General features: G+C 66.6%; 22 protein-coding genes. 4 read left to right on the plus strand and 18 right to left on the minus strand.

Annotated elements, in window-relative coordinates; translation table 11 throughout:
* Window positions 1–10: 10 nt before the first annotated feature.
* The 9 genes from bamC to DVS29_RS04370 all read right to left on the minus strand — a co-directional run bounded on the left by bamC (window position 11) and on the right by DVS29_RS04370 (window position 8,575).
* On the minus strand, window positions 11–1,153 hold the full coding sequence (gene bamC, locus DVS29_RS04330) for an outer membrane protein assembly factor BamC (protein WP_118179202.1): 1,143 nt from the start codon (window positions 1,151–1,153) through the stop codon (window positions 11–13).
* A gap of 228 nt (window positions 1,154–1,381) precedes the next feature.
* On the minus strand, window positions 1,382–2,287 hold the full coding sequence (gene dapA, locus DVS29_RS04335) for a 4-hydroxy-tetrahydrodipicolinate synthase (RefSeq protein WP_118179203.1): 906 nt from the start codon (window positions 2,285–2,287) through the stop codon (window positions 1,382–1,384).
* A gap of 43 nt (window positions 2,288–2,330) precedes the next feature.
* Window positions 2,331–2,942 carry a class I SAM-dependent methyltransferase gene (locus tag DVS29_RS04340; protein ID WP_118179204.1) on the minus strand — a complete coding sequence of 204 codons (612 nt, stop codon included), beginning with the start codon at window positions 2,940–2,942 and terminating at the stop codon, window positions 2,331–2,333.
* Window positions 2,942–4,144 (minus strand): tryptophan--tRNA ligase, encoded by a 1,203-nt coding sequence (locus DVS29_RS04345; protein ID WP_118179205.1) that lies wholly within the window; start codon window positions 4,142–4,144, stop codon window positions 2,942–2,944. Before DVS29_RS04345 ends, DVS29_RS04340 begins: the two co-directional genes overlap by 1 nt.
* Before the next feature lie 9 nt (window positions 4,145–4,153).
* Complete coding sequence (locus DVS29_RS04350; RefSeq protein ID WP_118179206.1) at window positions 4,154–4,816, minus strand: site-2 protease family protein; 663 nt, start codon at window positions 4,814–4,816, stop codon at window positions 4,154–4,156.
* A 109-nt stretch (window positions 4,817–4,925) separates the two neighbouring features.
* Complete coding sequence (locus tag DVS29_RS04355) at window positions 4,926–5,561, minus strand: L-threonylcarbamoyladenylate synthase (protein ID WP_118179207.1); 636 nt, start codon at window positions 5,559–5,561, stop codon at window positions 4,926–4,928.
* 165 nt (window positions 5,562–5,726) lie between these two features.
* A complete protein-coding gene (locus DVS29_RS04360) occupies window positions 5,727–6,557 on the minus strand; it encodes a 3',5'-nucleoside bisphosphate phosphatase (RefSeq protein WP_118179208.1) in 831 nt (276 codons plus the stop codon).
* Between the two features lie 148 nt (window positions 6,558–6,705).
* A complete protein-coding gene (locus DVS29_RS04365) occupies window positions 6,706–7,590 on the minus strand; it encodes an alpha/beta fold hydrolase (protein ID WP_118179209.1) in 885 nt (294 codons plus the stop codon).
* A gap of 91 nt (window positions 7,591–7,681) precedes the next feature.
* Window positions 7,682–8,575, minus strand: a complete 894-nt coding sequence (locus DVS29_RS04370) for a ferritin-like domain-containing protein (RefSeq protein WP_118179210.1) — start codon at window positions 8,573–8,575, stop codon at window positions 7,682–7,684.
* Window positions 8,576–8,742: 167 nt separating this feature from the next.
* On the opposite strand from DVS29_RS04370, the gene DVS29_RS04375 reads away from it, so the two are divergent.
* From DVS29_RS04375 to DVS29_RS04385, 3 genes are all read left to right on the plus strand, one after another.
* A complete protein-coding gene (locus tag DVS29_RS04375; protein ID WP_118179211.1) occupies window positions 8,743–9,267 on the plus strand; it encodes a gamma carbonic anhydrase family protein in 525 nt (174 codons plus the stop codon).
* Window positions 9,268–9,408: 141 nt separating this feature from the next.
* Window positions 9,409–10,362: an Hsp33 family molecular chaperone HslO gene (hslO, locus tag DVS29_RS04380; RefSeq protein WP_118179212.1), complete on the plus strand. Its 954-nt coding sequence runs from the start codon at window positions 9,409–9,411 to the stop codon at window positions 10,360–10,362.
* 49 nt (window positions 10,363–10,411) lie between these two features.
* Entirely contained in the window at window positions 10,412–10,822 is a 411-nt protein-coding gene (locus DVS29_RS04385) for a hypothetical protein (RefSeq protein ID WP_118179213.1), read from the plus strand.
* Between the two features lie 107 nt (window positions 10,823–10,929).
* On the opposite strand, the gene ftsB is transcribed toward DVS29_RS04385, so the two are convergent.
* From ftsB to DVS29_RS04430, 9 genes are all read right to left on the minus strand, one after another.
* Window positions 10,930–11,373: a cell division protein FtsB gene (ftsB, locus tag DVS29_RS04390; RefSeq protein WP_118179214.1), complete on the minus strand. Its 444-nt coding sequence runs from the start codon at window positions 11,371–11,373 to the stop codon at window positions 10,930–10,932.
* A gap of 97 nt (window positions 11,374–11,470) precedes the next feature.
* Window positions 11,471–12,754 (minus strand): phosphopyruvate hydratase, encoded by a 1,284-nt coding sequence (eno, locus tag DVS29_RS04395; protein ID WP_118179215.1) that lies wholly within the window; start codon window positions 12,752–12,754, stop codon window positions 11,471–11,473.
* A gap of 311 nt (window positions 12,755–13,065) precedes the next feature.
* Window positions 13,066–13,920 carry a 3-deoxy-8-phosphooctulonate synthase gene (kdsA, locus tag DVS29_RS04400; protein ID WP_118179216.1) on the minus strand — a complete coding sequence of 285 codons (855 nt, stop codon included), beginning with the start codon at window positions 13,918–13,920 and terminating at the stop codon, window positions 13,066–13,068.
* Window positions 13,917–15,578, minus strand: a complete 1,662-nt coding sequence (locus tag DVS29_RS04405) for a CTP synthase (protein ID WP_118179217.1) — start codon at window positions 15,576–15,578, stop codon at window positions 13,917–13,919. Before DVS29_RS04405 ends, kdsA begins: the two co-directional genes overlap by 4 nt.
* Before the next feature lie 178 nt (window positions 15,579–15,756).
* A complete protein-coding gene (locus tag DVS29_RS04410; RefSeq protein ID WP_118179218.1) occupies window positions 15,757–16,560 on the minus strand; it encodes an alpha/beta fold hydrolase in 804 nt (267 codons plus the stop codon).
* Between the two features lie 34 nt (window positions 16,561–16,594).
* The gene (locus DVS29_RS04415) at window positions 16,595–19,285 is read right to left on the minus strand and encodes a DNA internalization-related competence protein ComEC/Rec2 (RefSeq protein ID WP_118179219.1); all 2,691 of its coding nucleotides are present in this window, start codon (window positions 19,283–19,285) and stop codon (window positions 16,595–16,597) included.
* Window positions 19,286–19,351: 66 nt separating this feature from the next.
* Window positions 19,352–20,140, minus strand: coding sequence for a TatD family hydrolase (locus DVS29_RS04420; RefSeq protein WP_118179220.1), 789 nt, complete (start codon window positions 20,138–20,140; stop codon window positions 19,352–19,354).
* A gap of 49 nt (window positions 20,141–20,189) precedes the next feature.
* Window positions 20,190–20,930, minus strand: coding sequence for a lipoprotein-releasing ABC transporter ATP-binding protein LolD (gene lolD, locus DVS29_RS04425; RefSeq protein ID WP_118179221.1), 741 nt, complete (start codon window positions 20,928–20,930; stop codon window positions 20,190–20,192).
* On the minus strand, window positions 20,923–22,176 hold the full coding sequence (locus tag DVS29_RS04430) for a lipoprotein-releasing ABC transporter permease subunit (protein WP_118179222.1): 1,254 nt from the start codon (window positions 22,174–22,176) through the stop codon (window positions 20,923–20,925). The genes lolD and DVS29_RS04430 overlap by 8 nt, the downstream gene beginning before the upstream one ends.
* Before the next feature lie 295 nt (window positions 22,177–22,471).
* Between DVS29_RS04430 and DVS29_RS04435 the strand changes: the two genes are divergently transcribed.
* A complete protein-coding gene (locus DVS29_RS04435) occupies window positions 22,472–23,641 on the plus strand; it encodes a regulator (RefSeq protein WP_118179223.1) in 1,170 nt (389 codons plus the stop codon).
* Window positions 23,642–23,677 lie beyond the last annotated feature (36 nt).

Below are 23,677 nucleotides of genomic sequence, written 5' to 3' on the forward strand. Positions count from 1 at the left end.
GACGCGCCGCTCAGTTCAGCTGCGCGTGCAGCAGTGACACGATGTGCTGCGCATCCGTCGACGTATCGACCTGGCCGTTCGCGTCGACCACGGCAACCTGGGTCACCGAATCGGTTTTCGGACGCACGTTCACCATGTACTCCTGGCCCGGCTTCGCGTTCTTCTTGTCGCCCGAGAACAGCTTGCCGAACAGACCCTCGCGCTTCAGCTCCTGCATCGAATCCGCGTAGCGGACGTAGTAGATGCCCTTCTGGCGGTCGCGGTTGTCGACGGTGAAGTTGGTGCGGTCGAGCGCGAGGCCCACGCGCAGCCACGCGCTGTCGAACGACTCGGCCAGATCGAGCGTGGAGCCGCCATCCGACGCCAGCGCGACGCTGACCGGCGCTGTGGACGGACGCGCGTCCGTCAGCAGCTGCTTCGACTGGGCGTCGGTCAGACCGAACTTCTCCATCAGCTTCGCGAGGAACTCGGCTTCGAGCGCCGGATCGCGCGGGCGCTCGACCCAGCGCGACGACGTCTTGTCCTGGCCGGTCAACACCTCCTCGAGCGCGCTGTGCGTGATCGAGATGTCGGTCTGGCCCCCGGTGCCGCGCGTGACGAGCGTGCGGAAGCTGTCGCGCGTGCCCGACGAGTACGCGAAGTCGATGACCTTGCCGATCGTGCGGCGGAACCAGTCATCCGGAATGTTGGCGCGGTTTTCCGCCCAGTTGGTCTGCATGATGCCGGTGTCCGGCGCGTCGGTCTTCAGCGTGAAGCCGTTTTCGCTCCAGAACTCCTGCAGCTGCGGCCAGACCTGGTCGGGCGAGCGGCCATCGAGCACCAGCCAGCGGCGGTCGCCGTCACGCTCGATGTGCATGCCGAGCGGATCCTGCTGGTTCGGCATGCCGAACGTCTTGTTGCCCGCCGTCGTGGTGGCGCGTTGCGGCGCGCCGCCAAGCGCCGCGTCGGTCGGCGGCGCGACGTAGTGCTGGTCGCCCGGGCTCGCGGTCAGGTCGCTCGGAACCGTGAGCGGCGGCGCGGTCGACGTGGCCTTGTAGTTGACCTTGTCGGACGCGAACCAGTCGCTCAGCGTGTCACAGCCGGCGAGCGTACCTAGCACAAGCGCCAGCACCGCCAGGCGGGTTGCGTGGAGGGAAATTGCGGAACGTTTCATGGGGTCCTTCGTGAAGCGGATACGCTGCCTGGTACAAAGCGTGGTACGCGGCGGGACGACGTCGGTTAATAGGTGCCCGGGGACCATGCGCTGTCGGTTGGGTCCGCCGGAGATCCGGCGGGTTCGTGGCAGCGTGGCGTTCCGTGGCGGTTCAGCGCGATCGGTGCGGGCAAACGCATCGCTTGCCTGCTTCCTTTCGGTCAACAGCGAGTCACAGCGCCCGGCGCATCAGCCGAGCAGTCCCGCCTCGCGCAGCGCGGCACGCACCGCCTCATGGCAGCGTGCGTCGAGCGGCGTGAGCGGCAGGCGGATGCCGCCCTGGATGCGGCCCATCTCCTGCAGCGCCCACTTCGCCGGAATCGGATTCGATTCGATGAAGAGGTTCTTGTGCAGCGACAGGAGCTTCAGGTGAATTTCGCGGGCGGTTTTCGCGTCGGCCGCAAGTGCTGCCCGGCACAGTTCGCTCATCGCGCGCGGCGCGACGTTGGCGGTGACCGAGATATTGCCGTGGCCGCCCAGCAGCATCAGCGCGATCGCAGTCGGGTCGTCGCCGCTGTAGATGCCGAAGTGGGCCGGCGCGGCCTTGATCAGGTGCGCGGCGCGATCGATGCTGCCGGTCGCTTCCTTCACGCCGACGATGCCCGGCACCTGCGCGAGGCGCAGGATCGTTTCGTTGGACATATCCGCGACGGTGCGGCCCGGCACGTTGTACAGGATCACGGGCAGGTCCACCGCTTCCGCGATCTTCGCGAAATGGCGGTAGATGCCTTCCTGGGTCGGCTTGTTGTAGTACGGCACGACCTGCAGCGACGCGTTCGCGCCCACTTTGCGGGCCTGCTCGGTGAGTTCGATGGCTTCGGTGGTGGAATTGCCGCCCGCGCCCGCGATCACCGGAATCCGGCCCGCGGCGTGATCCACGGCCGTCTTGATCATCAGGATGTGCTCTTCGACCGACAGCGTGGCCGATTCGCCGCTCGTGCCCACCACGACGAGCGCGTTCGTGCCCTCTTCGATATGCCAGTCGATCAGTTTGCGGAACGCCGGCAGATCGAGGCTGCCGTCTTCCAGCATCGGAGTCACGATCGCGGGAATGCTGCCGCGGAACTGAATGCCACCTTGGGTGCCGTTAGCCATGAAACGTCAATGAGTGTGATCGGTAAACCGCGATTGTAGCGGATTAGCCTGGCAGACCGTAACGCGGGGGGACCCGAAATCCCGCCGGATCGCCCGGTTGATCCGGCACCGAATCCGCTTCGCGGACCGCGCAGATGCGCTGGACGAAGGCGGGACGCGGCGCCGCGACGAATCCGTCTTCGTACGCGACGACCCGCAAACGGCCGCGCACGGCCTCGAGCAGCTCGCCCGGCGCGAGCAGGAACGCGGGCCGCGACGGCTTGCCGACAGTCTCGTTGCCCTGCGCGAAGGTTTCGTAGATCAGCACGCCGCCAGGGACGAGCGCAGCCGCAAGATGGTGAAAGAGAGGCCGGTGCAGATAGTTCGTGACGACCACCGCGGCGAAGCGCGCATCGGCCGGCAGCGGCCACGGCGCGGCGGCGTCCGGCGCGTGATCTTCGAGATCGGCCGCATGCGTCGTCACATTAGGGACGCCCGCGAGGCTCGCGAGCGCTTCGGTATCGCGATCGATCGCGGTGACCGGATGACCGCGCGCCGCAAACCAGCGCGCGTGCCGCCCGGCACCCGACGCGACGTCGAGCACCGCACCGCCTTCAGTCACCAGATGCGCCCAGCGGCACACCCACGGCGACGGCTCGCCGAGCCCCGCGTGCATCACGAGTACGACAGCCCCATCGCTTCGCGCACGTCGCGCATCGTCTCGGTCGCGAAGCGGCGCGCCTTGTCGCAGCCGTCGGCAACGATCGCGCGCAGCAGCGACGGATCGTCCATGTACTTCTGTGCGCGCTCGAGCATCGGCTGCTGCTCGCGCAGGATGCCTTCGACCACCGGCTGCTTGCACTCCAGGCAGCCGATGCCCGCCGAACGGCAGCCCTTCTGCACCCATTCGTGAGTGGTCTCGTCGGTGTAGACCTGGTGCAGCTGCCACACCGGGCACTTGTCCGGATCGCCCGGGTCTGTGCGGCGCACGCGCGCCGGATCGGTCGGCATCGTGCGGACTTTCTTCGTGATCGTTTCGGCATCCTCACGGAGCCCGATCGTGTTGCCGTACGACTTCGACATTTTCTGGCCATCGAGGCCCGGCATCCGCGACGCTTCGGTCAGCAGGGCCTGCGGCTCGACCAGAATGATCTTGCGCGCGCCTTCCAGATAGCCGAACAGGCGCTCGCGGTCGCTCATCGAAAGACTCTGCGACTCCTGCAACATCGCGCGAGCCTGTTCGAGCGCTTCGTCGTCGCCTTCCTGCTGGTACGCGTTGCGCAGCTCGTGATACAGCTTCGAGCGCTTACCGCCGAGCTTCTTCGCCGCTTCGAGCGCCTTGTCCTCGAAGCCCGGCTCACGGCCGTACAGGTAGTTGAAGCGGCGCGCGATCTCGCGCGTCATCTCGACGTGCGGCACCTGGTCTTCGCCGACCGGCACGAGCGAGCCGCGATACAGCAGGATGTCCGCCGCCATCAGCACCGGGTAGCCGAGAAAGCCGTACGTAGAGAGGTCCTTGTCCTTCAGCTTCTCCATCTGCTCCTTGTAGGTCGGCACCCGTTCGAGCCAGCCGAGCGGCGTGCTCATGCCGAGCAGCAGCGCGAGTTCCGCGTGCTCCGGCACCCGGCTCTGGATGAAGAGCGTGGCCTGCGCCGGGTCGATGCCCGATGCGAGCCAGTCGATCAGCACGTCCCACACGTTCTTTTCGATCACCTCCGGCGTCTCGTAGTGCGTCGTCAGCGCATGCCAGTCGACGACGCAGAAGAAGCACGGGTATTCCGACTGCAGCTTGACCCAGTTTTTCAGCACGCCGTGATAGTGGCCGAGATGCAGCGACCCGGTCGGGCGCATGCCGGAAAAGATACGGTCTGGGTACATGGTTATGGTCTAGAAAAGCGTAACGAGGGGAGTCAGGATCGCGGTCACCACGCGGTAGCCGAATTCGACGAGCGGGCGCAGCCAGTAATTCGTCAGCACGCCGGACACGACGAGCGCCATCACGATGAAGAAGCCGTACGGTTCGAGGCGCGACAGCGCGATCGACTGGCGCGGCGGCAGCAGCGCCATCAGCACGCGGCCGCCATCGAGCGGCGGCAGCGGAAACAGGTTGAGCACGCCGAGCACGAGGTTCACGCCGACGCCCGCCGCGGCCATTCGTGTGAAGAACGGCTCGTCGACGCCCATCACCGCGAGGATCACGCCGAACACGCCCCACACGAGCGCCTGCACGAAATTGCAGGCCGGCCCGGCGAGCGCGACCCACAGGCTGCCCCAGCGCGGGTTGCGCAGATTGCCGAACGCGACCGGCACCGGCTTCGCGTAGCCGAACATGAACGCACCGCTCGTCGCGAAGTACAGGATGAGTGGAATGACGAAGGTGCCGAGCGGATCGATATGCCGCATCGGGTTGAACGACACGCGGCCGAGCACGTAGGCGGTGTTGTCGCCGAGGGCGCGCGCGACGTAGCCGTGCGCGGCTTCATGCAGCGTGATGGCGAAAATCACCGGCAACGCGTACACGACGATGGTTTGTATCAGGGAGGCATTCATAAGTGACGCTATTGTAGCAACGCGGCCGCGTTGCCCGGACGGCGCGCGAAACCTTCTCCTTGCCGCACGCCTGTGAAGCCTTGAGACGCGTCTGGCAACACCGCGTCCGTCACGCGGTCTCCTCGAGCCCGAACGGCGCGAGACTGCCCCGCCCGGCTCGCACCAGCACCGGTTCTTCGCCCGTCAGGTCGATGACCGTCGACGGCTCGCACACGCACGCGCCGCCGTCGATCACCAGGTCCAGCTGCTTCTCGAGCCGCTCGCGGATCTCCTCCGGGTCGTTCAGCGGCCGCGTCTCGCCGGGCATGATCAGCGTGGTGCCGAGGAGCGGCTGGCCGAGTTCCTCGAGCAGCGCGAGCGTGATCGCGTGATCGGGCACGCGCAGGCCGATGGTCTTGCGCGATGGATGCGACAGGCGGCGCGGCACTTCCTTCGTGGCCTGCAGCACGAACACGTACGGCCCCGGCGTCACCGACTTGACGAGCCGGTACTGTCGGTTGTCGACCATCGCAAAGTTGGCGAGCTCGGACAGGTCGCGCACAAGCAGCGACAGCAGCTGCTTCTCGTCGAGACCGCGGATGCGGCGCAGCCGCTCGACCGCCGTCTTGTCGTCGATCTGGCAGGCGAGCGCGTAGCTCGAATCGGTCGGCAGCGCGACGACGCCGCCGTCCCTGATGATCTGCACCGCCTGCTTGATCAGCCGCGGCTGCGGGTTGTCCGGATGAAGCCGAAAGTATTGAGACATGGCGGATGGAAGTCGCGAATGGGAGTCCAGTACGACGCTGATTTGCCGCTAATTTGCCACCTACCTGCCGACGATTCGCTGGGCACGATCGTGCCGCGTGCGGCGAATCGGCGCAACAGACAGCCGAACCAACCTATGCACGTTGTATGCCGTCACGTGACGGCGTCAAAGCCAGCGTTCCCAGACGGGTTTGAGATCGGACGGCAACGGCGGCAGGCTGCCGAGTTCGATGCGCCCTTCTCCCGGCGCATGGAAGTCGGAGCCGCGCGAAGCCTCGAAGCCGTAGCGGCGCGCGACGTCAGCGTATTCGCGATACTGGTCCGGCGTATGACTGCCGGTGATCACTTCGATCGCCTTGCCGCCCAGGTCGATGAATTCGCTGAAGAGCGCATCGAACTCGACCGGCGTGTACGCGTAACGTCCCGGATGCGCGACGATCGCCTCGCCGCCCGCCGCGTGGATCCACTGCACGGCGTCCGCGAGCTTCGCCCAGCGGTGCGCGATGAAACCCGGCTTGCCTTCGCCGAGATAGCGCGAGAACACGTCCTGGGTCGACTCCGCGTAGCCGCTTTCCACGAGGAAGCGCGCGAAGTGCGTGCGTGAGATCAGGTCCGGGTTCGACACGAACTTCAGCGCGCCTTCGTACGCGTTCGGAATGCCGAGCGCTTCGAGCGCCTCGCCCATCGCTTCGGCCCGCGCGGCGCGGCCGTTGCGGGTGCGCTCGAGGCCGGCGACGAGCGCTTCGCACGCCGGATCGACGTGCAGCCCGACGATGTGCACGGTGCGCGACGCCCACGTGACCGAGATCTCGACGCCGCACAGATAGTCCATGCCGAGTTCGAGGGCGGCCTGACGCGCTTCCACCTGCCCGCCGATCTCGTCATGATCGGTGAGCGACCACAGCGTCACCCCGCCCGCCTGCGCGCGGCGCGCAACGTCCGTTGGCGAGAAATAGCCATCGGAGACAGTGGAGTGGCAGTGAAGGTCGGCGTTCATCGTTGCGCTTAAGAGTTGTCCGACTATTTTACTGCAATGCGCAACAGCTACGCAGGGGTCGCTTAACGTCCTACGAGTGAAAAATATTCATCGGGCTGACCGGGTTAATCGAACGATCCCACCATAAAACGACCGTCACACGGTCACATTACGCGCAAAATGCTTCGATCAGCGCAGCAATCTGCTCAGGCTGATCGTGGTGAACCATGTGACCCGCCTCGTCGACAATTTTCTCGCGCCAGTCCGAAAACGCGGCGAAGCGGGCCTTGTATTCGTCGAGCGGAATTTCTCCGGCCAGATGCGACAGCGTCGGCGAGCCCGCGGCCTCGACGTGCAGCACCTTCGCCGTGACCTTCGACCAGATCGCCATCACCTCGTCGAGCCGGTACAAGAGCGGCCCGCGCTGCTTGTGCGCCGGATCGGCGAGCAGCACGTAGCCGCCGTTGCCGTCGGGCTTCGACCAGTGCTGCGCGAGGAACTTCGCGCGTTGCGGCGCGAGGCGCGGATTGGTCTTGACGAGCCGCGCGGCGACCTCGTCGAGCGACGCATACGGCTTCAGGCGCGGGGGGTCGCGCAGTTCGTCGAGCCATTCGCGCGTCCGGCGCGGCGCCTGCTTTGGATGCGCGGGCGCGAGCCCGAAGCCTTCCAGGTCGACCACGCGCCGCACCCGCTCCGGCCGCAACCCCGCGTACAGGCACACGACGTTCGCGCCCATGCTGTGCCCGACGAGGTTGACCTCGCCTTCGGGCGCGTAGTGGTCGAGCAGCGCCTCCAGATCGCCGAGGTAGTCGTGAAACCAGTAGTGGCCGCCGCCTTGCGCGGCGACCGGCCAGTCGGACAGGCCGAAGCCGCGGGCATCGGGCGCAAGCACCTGCCAGTCGCCGCCCAGCGCATCGACGACGAACTGGAACGACGCCGCGACGTCCATCCAGCCGTGCAGCATGAACAGCTTCGGCGCGTCGGGATTGCCCCAGCGGCGCACGTGCAGCCGCACGCCACGGACGGTAACGAACTCGGATTGGGAAGTGTTCATGGGCGACCCGCAAAAAAAGAATGGTCGTTCGATTATATCGAGATAGCGCCGCGATAGCCGACCAAGGGGTCGAGGCAACCCTCAACCATCCTCAACCATCGCCAGACGGCCTTGCCTGCGGCCCGCCCGCCTCGGCCATCGCGGTCAGCGCCGCGAGTTCCGCCTCGTCGAAGCCGGCATCCCTGCGCGCCTCGAAATTGAACGGCCCACGGAGTTTCGGCGCGCGATACTGGTCCGCGAGGCGCAGATACGTGTCGTGCGGATCGAGGCCACCCTGCTCGCACAGGTAGCGGAACCAGCGGTTGCCGATCAGCACGTGACCGATCTCGTCGCGCAGGATCACGTCGAGAATCGCCGCGGATTCGGGGTCGCCCGCCTGCTGCAGACGCGCGCGGATCGGCGGCGACGCGTCGAGGCCGCGCGCTTCGAGCGTGCGCGGCACGAGCGCCATGCGCGCCAGCACGTCGCCTCGCGTGCGGTCGCACATGTCCCACAGGCCGTCGTGCGCCGGGAAATCGCCGTACGCGTGTCCGAACTGTGCGAGCCGCGCGGTCAGCAGCGTGAAGTGATACGCCTCTTCGGCCGCGACCTTCAGCCAGTCCGCGTAGAACGGCGCGGGCATGCCGGCGAAGCGCCAGACGGCGTCGAGCGCGAGGTTGATCGCGTTGAACTCGATGTGCGACAGCGCGTGCAGCAGCACCGCGCGCCCTTGCGCCGACTGCATGCTGCGCCGGCCCAGACGGCGCGGCTCGACGAGTTCGGGACGCTCGGGCCGGCCGGGCAGCCCGGCGGGTTCGTCGAACGTACGCGCCGGATCGCAGCGCGTCTCCGCCGCCGTGAAGCGCGCGTAAAGCGAGCGCGCCGCGTCGGCTTTTGCAACCGGATCGCGGATCAGCAACGCATCGAGCGCCGCCGCGCGCATGCAGGGCCGCGGCGCCGGAGCGTCCGCGCGCGATGCGCCGCACGAAAGAAAACCGTCACTCATAACCTGCGAGACTTCGATCGAAGAGATTCGCCGTGGTCCCAGCCCTGAACTGAAAAGCACCGCTTGCCGGGACACATCGGGGTTTTTGCACAACCGTTTACAATACTTGATTCGATCAACTGGCGGGGATGCAGGTCATATCGGCCTGCCTGACTTCTGGAGACACTGTGGCAATCTACAAACTCGGCGACGCCGCCCCGACCATCCACGAAACCGTGTTCGTCGCGGACAACGCCGCCATCATCGGCGACGTCACGCTCGAAGCAAACGCGAGCGTCTGGTTCGGCGCATCGATCCGCGGCGACAACGAACCGATCCGCATCGGCGCCGGCACCAACGTGCAGGAAGGCGCGGTGCTGCACGCGGACCCGGGCTTCCCGCTCACGATCGAAGCCAACGTGACCGTCGGTCATCAGGCCATGCTCCATGGCTGCACGATCAAGGAAGGCGCGCTCATAGGTATTCAGGCCGTGGTCTTGAATGGCGCGGTGATCGGCCACAACTGTCTGGTCGGCGCCGGCGCCGTCGTGACCGAAGGCAAGGTGTTCCCCGACAACTCGCTGATCCTCGGCGCGCCCGCGAAAGTGGTGCGCGAGCTGACCGAAGCGGACATCGAAGGTTTGAAGCGCAATGCGGCGGGCTACGTCGAGCGCCGGGACTTTTTCAAGGCGAAACTCGTTCGCATCGGCTAGCAGGCCGGGCGCGTACGGGTGGCGCCGGAGCAATCATCGCATCATCAGGCGCATCGGCGCGCCTGCCCGCACCCCGCTGACACGATCGTCCGGCGTGGCGCCACGGGCCGGCCGCCACGCCATTCGACAGAAGGAAGAGTTGTGAACGACCAGCTGCAAAAATTCATGTTCAACAGCGCGCCGGTGCGCGGCGAGATCGTCTCGCTGCGCGACACGTGGCAGGAAGTGCTCACGCGCCGCGACTATCCGGCCCCGGTGCGCACGATGCTCGGCGAGATGATGGCGGCGTCCGCGCTGCTGTCCGCGAACCTGAAATTCGACGGCACGCTGATCATGCAGATCTTCGGCGACGGCCCGGTGCAGATGCTCGTCGTCCAGTGCAACTCGGACCTGTCGCTGCGCGCCACCGCGAAGTTCGCAGGCGATGCAGCCGCCACGATCGGCGACGACGCAACCCTCGCCGACCTCGTCAACGTGACCGGCCACGGCCGCTGCGTGATCACGCTCGATCCGCGCGACAAGGTGCCGGGCCAGCAGCCGTATCAGGGCATCGTGCCGCTGAACGGCGAGGATGGTCCGCTGAAGTCGATGGCCGAGGTACTCGAGCACTACATGCACCACTCCGAGCAGCTCGACACGCGGCTGTGGCTCGCAGCGGACGCGGACCGCGCGGTCGGCATGCTGCTGCAGAAGCTGCCCGGCGACGGCGGCATCGTCCCGCATCCGCACGAGCTCGACAGCGATACGTGGGAGCGCGTCTGCGTGCTCGGCAGCACGCTGTCGCGCGACGAGCTGCTGGCCGAGGAGCCCGACACGCTGTTCCGCCGCCTGTTCTGGCAGGAAAAGGTGCAGCGCTTCGAACCGGCCGTCGCGCGCTTCGAATGCACGTGTTCGCGCGAGAAGGTCGGCGCGATGCTGAAGATGCTCGGCCGCGGCGAGGTCGACGAGGTGATCGAGGAGCGCGGTCACGTCGAGATTCACTGCGAGTACTGCAACCAGCGCTACGAGTTCGATCCGGTCGACGTCGCGCAACTTTTCGCGGCGAGCGGACTCTCACAGGGCGTGTCGCCGGCGGATTCCTCGCAGCGTCACTGAAGCGGGCTACCCGGGCTACCAGGGCCATCAGGATCATCAGGAGACCGTCATGAATCCGTTCGCTCAGCTGCGGTTCGCTCAGCTGCCGCGGGCCGCACGCAGCGCGCTCGCGCTGGCGCTTGTCGCAGACGGCCTCGCGATGGCCGGCTGCACGCTCGACCCGCCCGGCCCGTCGCCGATCTACAGCCGTCTGCCGCCCGACCAGTCCGGAGTCGCCGCCACCGCGCATCCGCTCACCGAAGCACAGCGCAAGCAGTACGACGCGATCGACAAACAGGTGATGGCCGACCAGAGCCAGCAGATGGCCTGGGACGCCGCCGCGCAAGCCTGGTCGCGCTACTACGCGCAGCCGGTCACCGTGTACGGCGGCTACGGTGGCTACTATGGCGGCGGCTGGGGTCCGGGCTGGACAACGGGCGTCGGCGTGGGATATGGATATGGGCCGATGTGGGGCTGGTGAGCAGCGCTTCGGCACAGGCCGATGAGCGCATCGCCTCGACGCTCTGAAATGCAAAAGGCGCGGTCCTGGAACCGCGCCTTTTCGTATCTGTGGGCACCACGCATGCCCTAACCGGTGTGCTTGTCCTTGCCGGTCTTCTCGTTCGCGGCCTTCTTGCCGTGCTTCTTCTCCGGCTTCGGCATCGGCTGCGGGTTCGGCACGACCTTGACGGGCGCCGCCGACATCACGCCGCGCGTCGACGTGTTGTTCGCCGCCGGATTCGACGTCGGCAGCGGCGCGTTCGGCGACACGAACTGCACGAACACCTCGCTGTCCTTCACCATCCCCATCTCGTAGCGCGCCCGCTCTTCGACCGCGGCCGTGCCGGACTGCAGATCCTGCACTTCGCCCGCGAGACGTTCGTTGCGCAGCTTTTCGTCGTCGTTCTTCTGCTGCTGCGCCGCGAGTTGCTGCTGCAGCTCATGAACGCTCAGCCAGCCGCCATGTCCCCACCAGAGCGGATACTGGATCAACACCAGCAGGACGACCAGAACGACAGTAACGATGCGCATGAAAGACGCCGAGAGAATACGCGCCGCCCTGCGCTATACGCAGGGCGGCGAAGTCAAGCTGGAACGGAAAGGATCGGATGCAATGCCGGGTTGCGTCTTAGCGCAGATTGTAGAACGTCGACTTGCCCGGGTAGCTGGCGATATCGCCGAGGTCTTCCTCGATGCGCAGCAACTGGTTGTACTTCGAGATGCGGTCGCTGCGCGACAGCGAACCGGTCTTGATCTGGCCGGCGTTCAGACCGACGGCGATGTCCGCGATGGTGGAATCTTCGGTTTCGCCCGAGCGGTGCGAGATCACGGCCGTGTAGCCGGCGCGCTTCGCCATCTCGATCGCCGCAAAGGTTTCCGTCAGCGTGCCGATCTGGTTGATCTTGATCAGGATCGAGTTCGCGATGCCCTTCTCGATGCCTTCCTTCAGGATGCGCGTGTTCGTGACGAAGAGGTCGTCGCCGACCAGCTGGATCTTCTTGCCGAGCTTGTCGGTCAGCAGCTTCCAGCCGTCCCAGTCGCTTTCGTGCATGCCGTCTTCGATCGACACGATCGGGAACTTGTCCGCGAGCGTCGCGAGGTAATCCGTGAATTCCGCCGACGACAGCTGCAGGCCTTCGCCCGCCAGCTGGTACTTGCCGTCGTGGTAGAACTCGCTTGCCGCGCAGTCCAGTGCGAGCAGCACGTCTTCGCCGGCGCGGTAGCCGGCCTTTTCGATGGCCTGCAGGATGGTGGACAGGCACTCGTCGTTGCTGCCGAAATTCGGCGCGAAGCCGCCTTCGTCGCCGACGGCCGTGCTCATGCCGCGGTCCGCGAGGATCTTCTTCAGCGCGTGGAACACTTCGGCGCCGCAGCGCAGCGCTTCGCGGAAGGTCGGCTGGCTGACCGGCACGATCATGAATTCCTGGATGTCCAGGCTGTTGTTCGCGTGCGCGCCGCCGTTGACGATGTTCATCATCGGCACCGGCAGCTGCATCGCGCCCGAGCCGCCGAAGTAGCGGTAGAGCGGCAGGCCGGCTTCTTCAGCCGCGGCCTTCGCGACGGCCATCGAAACGGCCAGCATCGCGTTCGCGCCGAGACGCGACTTGTTGTCGGTGCCGTCGAGCTCGAGCAGCGTCTTGTCGAGGAACGCCTGCTCCGATGCGTCGAGGCCCATGATGGCTTCGGAGATTTCGGTGTTGATGTGCTCGACCGCCTTCAGCACCCCCTTGCCGCCGTAGCGGCCGGCTTCGCCGTCGCGCAGCTCGATCGCTTCGCGCGAGCCCGTCGACGCGCCCGACGGCACCGCCGCGCGGCCCATCGTGCCCGATTCCAGCAGCACGTCGCACTCGACGGTGGGGTTGCCTCGCGAATCGAGAATCTCGCGACCGATGATATCTACGATAGCACTCATGGTTTCCTCAACATGACATTGGATTCTGACGGCGACCACGCCCGCCATCCGCGCCGCCATTGCTGCCGGCTTCCGCATGCGCACGATGGCGCGATACGCGGCTGACGTGAGTCGGGTTCTTCTACGATGCGGACCGGCGGAGGGATCCGGTCCGCCGATGCATCGCGCACTATAACGGCCGGCTGTTGCAATCAGGTTGCCTGCTTCCGCATACGGCGCATCACACGCCGGCAACCGCTGGCAACCCTCAGGGCTCTCCTCCACCCGCGTCGCGCCACGATTCGCGGCGCCCGCGTGCATACCATCTGTAATTAGTTGAAATCGCTTTCGAGGAACGGCGTGCGCTTGACCGCCTGGTCCAGCGTTACGAGCGTCTCGAGCAGATCGGCCATGCGATGCAGCGGCACCGCGTTCGGGCCGTCCGACTTCGCTTCGGCGGGCTTCGGGTGCGTCTCCATGAAGAGCCCCGCGACGCCCGTGGCAACCGCGGCGCGCGCCAGCACCGGCACGAACTCGCGCTGGCCGCCCGAACTCGTGCCCTGCCCGCCCGGCAACTGCACCGAGTGGGTGGCGTCGAACACGACCGGCGCGGCCGTCTCGCGCATAATCGCGAGCGAGCGCATGTCCGAGACGAGGTTGTTATAGCCGAACGACACGCCACGCTCGCACGCGAGGAAGCGGTCATCCGACAGGCCGGCTTCGCGGGCCGCGTCGCGCGCCTTGTCGATCACGTTCTTCATGTCGTGCGGCGCGAGAAACTGGCCCTTCTTGATGTTGACCGGCTTGCCCGAGCGCGCGCACGCGTGGATGAAGTCGGTCTGGCGGCACAGGAACGCGGGCGTCTGCAGCACGTCGACCACCGACGCGACCTGCTCGATCTCGGCTTCGCTGTGCACGTCGGTCAGCACCGGCAGGCCGAGCTGACGTTTCACTTCCGACAGGATGCGCAGCCCCTCGTCCATCCCGAGGCCGCGGAACGACTTGCCGCTGCTGCGGTTCGCCTTGTCGTACGAGGACTTGTAGATGAACGGGACGCCGAGCTTCGCGCAGATTTCCTTCAGGCGGCCGGCGGTGTCGATCGTCATCTGCTCCGATTCGACTACACACGTACCCGCGATCAGGAAGAACGGCTGGTCGAGACCGGCCTCGAAACCGCACAGTTTCATGCTTTCTCCTCGACGCGCGCCAGCTGGTTGGCCAGCGCGGCTTCGACGAACGCCTTGAAGAGCGGATGCCCGTCGCGCGGCGTCGACGTGAATTCGGGGTGGAACTGCACGCCGACGAACCACGGGTGCATCTCGCGCGGCAACTCCATCATTTCCGGCAGGTCTTCGCTCGGCGTGCGCGCGCTGATGACGAGGCCGCCCGCTTCGAGCTGCGGCACGTAGCGGTTGTTGACCTCGTAGCGGTGACGGTGGCGCTCGTTCACGTCCTTGCCGTAGATCTCTTCGGCCATCGTGCCGGGCTTGATCGGGCAGCGCTGCGAACCGAGGCGCATCGTGCCGCCGAGATCGGATTCCTCGGTGCGCTTCTCGACCTTGCCTTCGCGGTCGTACCACTCGGTGATCAGCGCGACCACGCGGTCCGGTGTGTTCGGATCGAACTCGGTGCTGTTCGCTTCCTTGAGGCCGACCACGTCGCGCGCGAACTCGATCACCGCGAGCTGCATGCCGAGGCAGATGCCGAGATACGGCACCTTCGCTTCGCGCGCGTACTGGATCGCCTTGATCTTGCCTTCGGTGCCACGGCGGCCGAAGCCGCCCGGCACGAGCACCGCATCGAGATGCGTGAGGCTTTCGACGCCGTTCGCATCGACCTCTTCGGAATCGATGTACTCGATGTTGACCTTCGTCGACGTGTGGATCGACGCATGGCGCAGCGCTTCGATCAGCGACTTGTACGACTCCGTCAGATCGACGTACTTGCCGACCATGCCGATTGTGACTTCGTGCTTCGGATGTTCGAGCCGCTCGACGAGCGAAGCCCACATCGACAGATCCGCCGCCGGCGGCGCGATGCGCAGTTCTTCGCAGACGATCTTGTCGAGGCCCTGATCGTGCAGCATCTGCGGAATCTTGTAGATGCTGTCGACGTCCCACACGGAGATCACCGCGTCTTCCGGCACGTTCGAGAACATCGAGATCTTCGCGCGCTCGTCATCGGGAATGCGGCGATCGGCGCGGCACAGCAGCACGTTCGGATAGATACCGATCTCGCGCAGCTTCTGCACGCTGTGCTGGGTCGGTTTGGTTTTCAGTTCGCCCGCGGTGGCGATGAACGGCACGAGCGTCAGATGCACGAAGCACGCGTTGTTGCGGCCGAGGCGCAGGCTCATCTGGCGCGCGGCTTCGAGGAACGGCAGCGATTCGATGTCACCCACCGTGCCGCCCACTTCCACGATCGCGACGTCCGGCTCGCCGCACGTCGCGGAAGCCGCGCCGCGCTCGACGAACGCCTGGATTTCATTCGTGATGTGGGGAATGACCTGCACGGTCTTGCCGAGATAATCGCCGCGGCGTTCCTTGCGGATCACCGATTCGTAGATCTGGCCGGTCGTGAAGTTGTTGGCCTTGCGCATCTTCGTGCTGATGAAGCGCTCGTAGTGGCCAAGGTCGAGGTCGGTTTCAGCGCCGTCTTCCGTCACGAACACTTCGCCGTGCTGAAACGGGCTCATCGTGCCGGGGTCGACGTTGATGTAGGGATCGAGCTTGAGGAGGGTGACTTTGAGACCGCGCGATTCGAGGATCGCGGCGAGAGAGGCGGCGGCAATACCCTTGCCGAGGGAAGACACTACGCCGCCGGTGACAAAAACATATTTGGTCATCGCTGGATGCTCGCGGGAAAAACGGATTATACCGTAAAGCAAGGCTCCAACCCAGCGGCAGGCGGCCGTGTTGCACGTTTCGTTTTACCTTCGCGGCGCGCCGCCCCGGCCGCTTTGCCAGCGCGATTCGCGTCCCGCTATGTGCGCGGCGAAATGCTTTTTACAGTACGCCGCCCCGTCACGCCAGCTGTTCGAGCTGGTGCAGCATCCGCTGGATCGCGCGCGCCGTTTCGATCGGGCGCTCCATCGGATACAGATGGCTGCCTTCGATGTAATCGATGCGCCCTTCGGCCGCGCGGCGGGTCGCGTCGAGCCCGGCCTGGCGCATCTCCTTCGAGCGCGTGCCGGCGATGAAACCGACCGGCACCGGTGCGCCATGCGCGAGCCGCGCGCCGAGCGTGTGCGGCAGCGTCTTGTAGATCTGGTATTCCGTGCGACGGTCGAACGCGAGCGCGCGGCTGCCGTCCGCGCCCGCCTGCGGAATGCCGAAGTCGATGTAGTCGGACAGCACGCGCTCGTCCCAGCGCGCGAACGCCGGCTTCGCATGAAAATGGCGCCACGCTTCGTCGCGGCTCTTCCACTGCTGGCGGCGAGTGCGCGTCGCGGCCGCGGGCGACAGCCGGTCGTCGAGCCCCGTCCATTGCGACACCTTCAGCATGCTGCTGCGCCAGCCCGCGATCACCGGCGAGTCGAGCATCACGACGCCCCTCACCCACTGCGGTTTCTTCAGCGCCGCCATCAGCGACAGATAACCGCCCAGCGAATGCCCGACCAGATACACCGGCCGCTCGTACGCACGACCAATATCGTCGATCAGCTGGTCGACGAGATGCGGCCAGTCGCGCGTGACGGGAAAGCGCGCGTCATGGCCGATGCGTTCGATGAAGCGCAGCTCGTAGTCGTCGGCGAGTTCCGCGAAGATGGTCCGGTAGGTGGACGCCGGAAAGCCATTTGCATGCGAGAAGTGGATGATGTTTTTCAAATGTTTTTGTCTCCGTGTTGCGGACCGCCGCTCGTCACCGGCCCATCCAGTAGCGCCGGTGCGTGTCGCGATACCGCTCGAGCGACCATGCGGCGCCCTCCTCGCCGATGCGGACCGCGCCGTCCGTATCCGAACGCGCGAGCTCGATGTGCCGTGCTTCGTAGCGCGCCCACACGCCGGGGTTCGGATGATGAAAACGGTTGCGATAGCCTACCTGAAATACCGCGACGCGCGGCTCGACCGAGTCGAGGAAGGGCTCGGTCGACGAGGTCTTGCTGCCGTGATGCGGCACGAGCAGGATGTCGGCGCGCAACGCGTCGCGCATGCGGGCAACCAGCGCGCGTTCCTCGGGCGCTTCGTTGTCGGCCGTGATCAGTGCCGCGTGCGTGGCATCGCCATCTCGGCCCACTCGCCGTACCCGTAGTACGCAGCAGTGCGCGTTGGTCTTGCCGGTCAGCGGACCGGGTTGCGGCCACAGCACCGCGAACTCGACGCCGTCCCACTGCCAGCGCTGGCCGGCCGCGCAACGCACGGTGTCGGCATGGGCAGCCGTTGCGCGCTCCCATAACGGATGCCCAGGCGCCAGCGACGCAAGCAGCTGGCGCACCTCGATCCCGTCGAACACCGCCGACGCGCCGCCCGCGTGATCCGAATCGGCATGGCTGATGATGAGCGCATCCAGCGCGTCGATACCGCCTGCCCGCAGCACCGGCACGACGACCCGTTCGCCCGCATGAGTCGATTCGGGCCCGGGACCCGCGTCGAACAGCAGCCGGTGCTGCGCGGTCTCGACGAGAATCGATGCGCCCTGGCCGATGTCGAGCGCGGTCACGCGAAACGCGCCGGCTGGTGGCGTGTCGGGCAGCGGAAGGAGCAGCGGCAGCCACGCGAACGGCGCCGCGCCGCGCAATGGCCAGCCGCGCGGCGCGAGCGCCCAGATCACACCGAGCGCCGCCGCGGCGAGCGTCCAGCCGTCCGGCGCGCGCAGTTGCCAAACCGCCCACGCAGGCCCCGACACCAGGCGAAGCCCCGACATGAGCAGATCGAGCAAGCTGTGTGCGAGGCGAAACAGCAGCGCATCGAACGGCGCGGGCAGCGCGACACCCGCGAGCACGACCGGCGTCACCGACACGCTCACCCACGGTATCGCGAACGCATTCGCGAGCGGGCCGATCAATGGAATCTGCGCGAACCACAGCGCGGTCAGCGGCGCGAGCGCGATCGTTACCGCGAACTGCACGCGTGCGCCGCTCTCGATTCTTGAACGTATCCGGACGCCTTTGCGGCGCAGCCACGCGATGCAGGCTGTCCATCTCGATGCGCGTCGCGGAAGCCTTTCATCGCGGTCGCGGTCGTCGTACGGATCGACGTCGATGTCGACGTCGTCCACCGCGCGCGAAGCGGGCCGCGAACGCGGCGCCGCCGACGACATCGCGAACGCGATCGCAGCGACCGCGCAGAACGACAGCCAGAACCCGGCCGACAGCACGGCCCACGGATCGACGACGAGCACGAGCCCCAGCGCCCACGCCAGCACCACGGAAGGCGCGACGCTGCGTCCGCTGACGAACGCCAGCGCGACGACGCCGAGCATCCACAGCACACGCTGCGCGGGCACGTTGAAACCGGCGAGGCCCGCATGAATCGCCGCGAACAGCACGCCAGCAAGCGCGGACACATACGGCGCCGGCATGCGCAACGGCCAGTCGCGCCCGACGAAACACGAACGCCGCCACAACGCGCCGGCGAACCAGGCTGCGAGGCCCGTCACGAAACCGATATGCAACCCCGAGATCGCGACCAGATGACTCGTGCCGGTGCGGCGCATCAGTTGCCAGTCCGCATCGCTGACGCCGTCCTGCGCGCCCACCGCAAGCGCCGTGACGATGCCGCGGTGCGCCGAGTCTGGCAGCGCCTTCTCGATGCGCGCGCGGACTTTCGCGCGCCATCGGTCGAACCCTATGGACGGGCCCGTTGCCGAGCCGGGCAAGCGCATCGAGCTTGCCGCGTCGCTCACGTCGCCGGTTGCGCGGATGTTGCGCGCGAAGAGCGCGGCTTCGCCGTCGCGGCCGCCGAAGTTCGCGTAGCCGTGCGGCCGTTTGAGACGCACGCGCAATTGCCAGTGCTCGCCGGGCGTCAGTGAGGGAAGTGCTTGCGATGACGGTTGCGGCAAGCCGTCAGGCGCCTGTTCAGCGCCCGGTCGCACGCGCGGTTGCGACGGCAACGGCGACGCTTGCGAAACCTTCGCCCGCGCCGCAGGCTCGCGCTCCGCCACCCACGTCAATTGCACGAGCGGCGGAAAGCGTTCGGCCGTGGGCTCCGCCGATTCCACCGCAAACAGAAAGCGCACGCCGCTCGAATCGCGCGTGGGCAATCCCTTCACGTAACCGCGCACATCGATATCGCGACCTTCGAGCGCTGCCGGCAATTCGTATGCGATGCGCGCATCCGCCCGCATCGCTGCGTAGAGAAACCCGCAGCACGACGCGGCAAGCAGAACCGCGAGCCAGCCCGCGCCGGAAACTACGCGCGAGCGCCAGATACCATCCAGGGAATATGCTGCTGCAAAAGAAAAACGCGCCGACGAACGCAGACACCAGCGCGCAGCACCCGCCAGTACGCCCGCCATCGCACACACGGCGAGCGGCATCCAGCCACCCGGCAACACACCTTGCTGCTGCAACCACCACACGCCCAACGCAAACCCGCCCCAGACCGCCCGCATGCTCCCTCCGCCGCCCGCTCGCCAGATGCGGCGAACGAATGCTCAGGAATGGCCACCGCGAAACGATTATGCGGACAAAAGCGCGAGCCGCGGCAGCGCTGCGTGAGCGTTAGCCGTTGTGCCTAGTGCGAGCGCTTCGGGATCGAGATTGCGCAGTTCCGCGAGGATCGCGCCGATGCGAGGCACCTGGTCCGGCGTATTGCGTTCGCGATAAAGCCACGCGGGTGAGATATCGGGTGCATCGGTTTCGACGACGATCGCATCGAGCGGCAACTGGGTCGCGAGACGGCGAATCTGCTTCGCGCGTTCGAACGTCAGATTGCCGCCGAAGCCGAGATGCATGCCGTGATCGATGAACGCCTGCGCCTGCTGGAAACTGCCGTTGAACGCATGCGCGATGCCGCGATGCACCTGGTGACGGCGCAGGCCCTTCAACACCTGGTCCTGCGATTTGCGCACGTGGCAGATCGCCGGCAGATCGAACTCGCGGGCGAGCCGCAACTGCTCGTTGAAGAAAAACTGCTGACGCGCGTCGTCGAGCCCAACGACAAAGTAGTCGAGCCCGATCTCACCGATGCCGACGAAGCGCAGATCGTCGAGACTCGCCTCGATCTCCATGCGCAGCGCGTCGAGATCGGCGTCCTCGGCTTGCGGCGTGAAGAGCGGATGGATGCCGAGCGCGTAGGCGCCGCCATCGAGCGAATGGGCGAGCGCGCGAACCCGCTCGAAGTTGAAGCGCGCGACGCCCGGTATCACGATCCGCGCGACGCCCGCGGCACGCGCGGACGCGGCGACCTCATCGCGGTCCGCATCGAACTCGCCGGCATCGAGATGACAGTGCGTATCGATCCACATCGGCGCGCCTCGCCAGTCAGGTTGGCAACGAAAACAGCATGACGTGTGCCTAGACCGGCACCGGCGGCTCCTCGTGCAGCACGCCGTCGCGCAGACGCAGCGTACGGTCGCAGCGCGCGGCGAGATCGGGATCGTGCGTGACGATCACGAAGCTCGTATCGAGCGTCGCCGACAGTTCGAGCATCAGGTTGAACACCGTGTCCGCCGTGCCGCCGTCGAGGTTGCCGGTCGGTTCGTCGGCAAGCACGCAGGCCGGCTTCGTGACGAGCGCCCGCGCGATCGCGACACGCTGCCGCTCGCCGCCCGACAGTTCGCCCGGCCGGTGTTTCGCGCGATGCGCGAGACCGACGCGGTCGAGCGTTTCGAGCGCCGCGGCGCGCGCGGCTTCGGTCGGCATCCGGCGGATGCGCAGCGGCATCGCGACGTTGTCGAGCGCGGTGAATTCGGGCAGCAGATGATGGAACTGATAGACGAAGCCGAGCGCGCGGTTGCGCAGATCGTTGCGCTCGCGCTCGGACAGCTTCGTGAACGGCTTGCCGAGCAGCGACACCGCGCCGGCGCTCGGTTCGTCGAGGCCGCCCAGCACGTGCAGCAGCGTGCTCTTGCCCGAGCCGGACGCACCGACGATCGCGAGCTTCTCGCCTCGCCGCACCGAAAGCTCCGCGTTGTTCAGCACCGGCACGTTGAGGCCGCCCTGCACGAATGCCTTCGAGATATGGGTGGCTTCGAGTACGAACGGATGGAGCGCGGCGGCGTCGGACATGGCTTGCGGAGTGGAACGATCATTCATAGCGCAGCGCCTCCGCCGGGCGGATCTTCGCGCCGCGCCAGCTCGGGTACAAGGTTGCGACGGCCGATAGCGCGAACGCGATCAACCCGATGCGGATCACGTCGCTCGCCACCAGCTCCGACGGCAGCTCGCTGATGAAATACACGGAAGGCGGCAGGAACTGCACGCCGAACAGATGCTCGATCTGCGGCACGAGCCACGGAATGCTCCACGCGATCAGGCAGCCGAGCGCGACGCCGGTGGCCGTGCCGATGAAGCCGATCGTCACGCCCTGCACGACGAAGATTTTCATGATCGAGCGAGGCTGCGCGCCGAGCGTGCGCAGGATCGCGATGTCCGCCTGCTTGTTGGTCACCGTCATCACGAGCGACGACACGAGGTTGAACGCCGCCACCGCGATGATCAGCGTGAGGATGATGAACATCATGCGCTTCTCGATCTGCACGGCTGAGAACCACGTCTTGTTCTGCTGCGTCCAGTCGCGTATGTACAGGTCTCCGGACAGCGTGCCCGCCAGCTGATGCGCGACTTCCGGCGCACGCTGCATGTCTTTCAGGCGCAGCCGCACGCCGGTCGGCGCGGGCAGGCGGAACAGCACTTCGGCGTCGTGGATGTTGATCAGTGCGAGCGTGCTGTCGTACTCGTAGTGGCCGGACTCGAAGAGCCCCACCACGTTGAACTGCTTCAGGCGCGGCAGCATGCCGGCCGGCGTGATCGAGCCTTCCGGCGCGACGAGCGTGATGCGGTCGCCCACCTGCACGCCGAGGTTCGCGGCAAGGTCGGCGCCGAGCACGATGTTGAAGTCGCCCGGCGTCAGCGCGTTCAGGCTGCCTGCTTTCATTTCCTTGCCGATGTCGGACACCTGCGGTTCGAGCGACGGCTCGACGCCGCGCAGCGCGACGCCGCTCACCGAGTCGGCGCGTGTGAGCAGCGCCTGGGCGTCGACGTACGGCGCAGCGCCGATCACTTCCTTGTTCTGCTTCGATTCCTGCGCGGTGAGCTGCCAGTTCGGCATGGAACCCGTCGGCGAGAAGATCTCGACGTGCGCAAGCACCGACAGCATGCGGTCGCGCACTTCCTTCTGGAAGCCGTTCATCACCGACAGCACGACGATCAGCGCCGCGACGCCGAGCGCAATGCCCGACATCGACACGAGCGCGATGAAGGAAATGAAGCCATTGCCGGTCGTGCGTTTGCCGGCGCGCGTGTAGCGCCAGCCAATCTGCCATTCGTAGGGAAATTTCAAGCGAATCCTTTCTGCATTGATCTGCTGACTGCGACTGCAGGTGTCGGTCTGGCGCTTATCGTGCGATCGTCCCGTGGCGCGTGCCTGTCGCGATGATCGTTGGGCGCCCGCGCACACCGAATGGTTCCGGAAAGGCGCCTGGGCGGCCACTGCCAACCGCGTTACCACCTCTTTCGAACCGCGCGATGCGCTCCGATCAAGCGCGAAGTTTGCCACACAATGCCCTGCCGCTCCGGGAACGGGCCGGATGCCGCGAGCGTATACAATGCGGTCCATCACGCCAACGCGCAGCACCATGCCCGCCAACCTGCCTCGCCGTCTGCATCTCCTTCTGCCTTTCGCGCTGCCCGCCGCAGCCGATGCATCCACCGCGCTGCACCATCTCGACAGCCCTGCGCTCGACCGGCTGGTCGCTCGCGCGACGCTCGTCGAACGCGTGATCGGTGAAGACTTCCAGCGCACGCTGCCGCACGAGCGCTGGGTCGCGCGCCAGTTCGGCGCGGTGCCGGCGCATGCGGCAACCAGCGCGGCCGCGAATGCACCTGCCGGCGCGTCATCCGCGCTGAACGGCGGCGGCGCCGACGACGAAGCGCCGCTCGCGCCGTATATGCTGCGCGCGGACGGCGGCGAGCCGGGCGACGCCGTGTGGGCCTGCGTGCAGCCGGTGCACGTGCGGATCGCGCATGACCACCTCGTGCTGATCGATCCCGCCGCGCTCGAACTCGCCGACGACGAAGCCGCCGCGCTGTTCGCCGTCGCGCGTCCGCTGATCGAGGAAATGGGCGTACGGATCGAAGCACCGCAGCCGCGCCGCTGGTATCTGTCGAGCGCGTCGCTCGGCACGCTCGCGGGCGCGTCGCCGCTGCGCGCGAGCGGCCGCAACATCGAGATCTGGCTGCCGCACGAAGCGAAGTCCGGCGAACGCTCGCGCGCGTGGATGAAGCTGCAGAACGAAGTGCAGATGGCCTGGTTCCAGCACCCGGTCAACGAGGCGCGCGAAGCGCGCGGCCTGCCCGCCGTCAACTCGATCTGGTTCCATGCGCAGGGCGCCGCGCAGCCGGTGAAGAGTCCGTTCGCGCGGGTGCTGTCCGACGCGGCCGCGACCCGCGGTCTGGCGCTTGCGGCCAGCACGCCCGCAGGCGCGCCGCCCGCGACGTTCGCCGCATTGAACCAAGCTGGCCATTCAGATGCAACGCGCGCAGATGCAACGGGCGCGACGCTCGTCGAACTCGATCCGTTCTCGGTGCCGTTCATTTCGCAGGACTGGGCAAGCTGGAATGCCGCAGCCCACGCGCTCGAACGCGACTGGTTCGCGCCCGCGCTCGACGCGCTGCAAACAGGCAAGCTCGCGCAACTCGGCATCACGCTGTGCGGCGACACCGGCTCCGTCACGCTCGACATCACGCGCGGCGATCTGCGCAAGTTCTGGCGGCGGCGGATGCTCGCATCGCTGCTGATCGAATGACGCAAATGACGCGAACGATGCAAACGATGCAAACGA

Origin of the sequence: Paraburkholderia phosphatilytica, from assembly GCF_003443895.1 — a bacterium.
Lineage (GTDB): Bacteria > Pseudomonadota > Gammaproteobacteria > Burkholderiales > Burkholderiaceae > Paraburkholderia > Paraburkholderia phosphatilytica.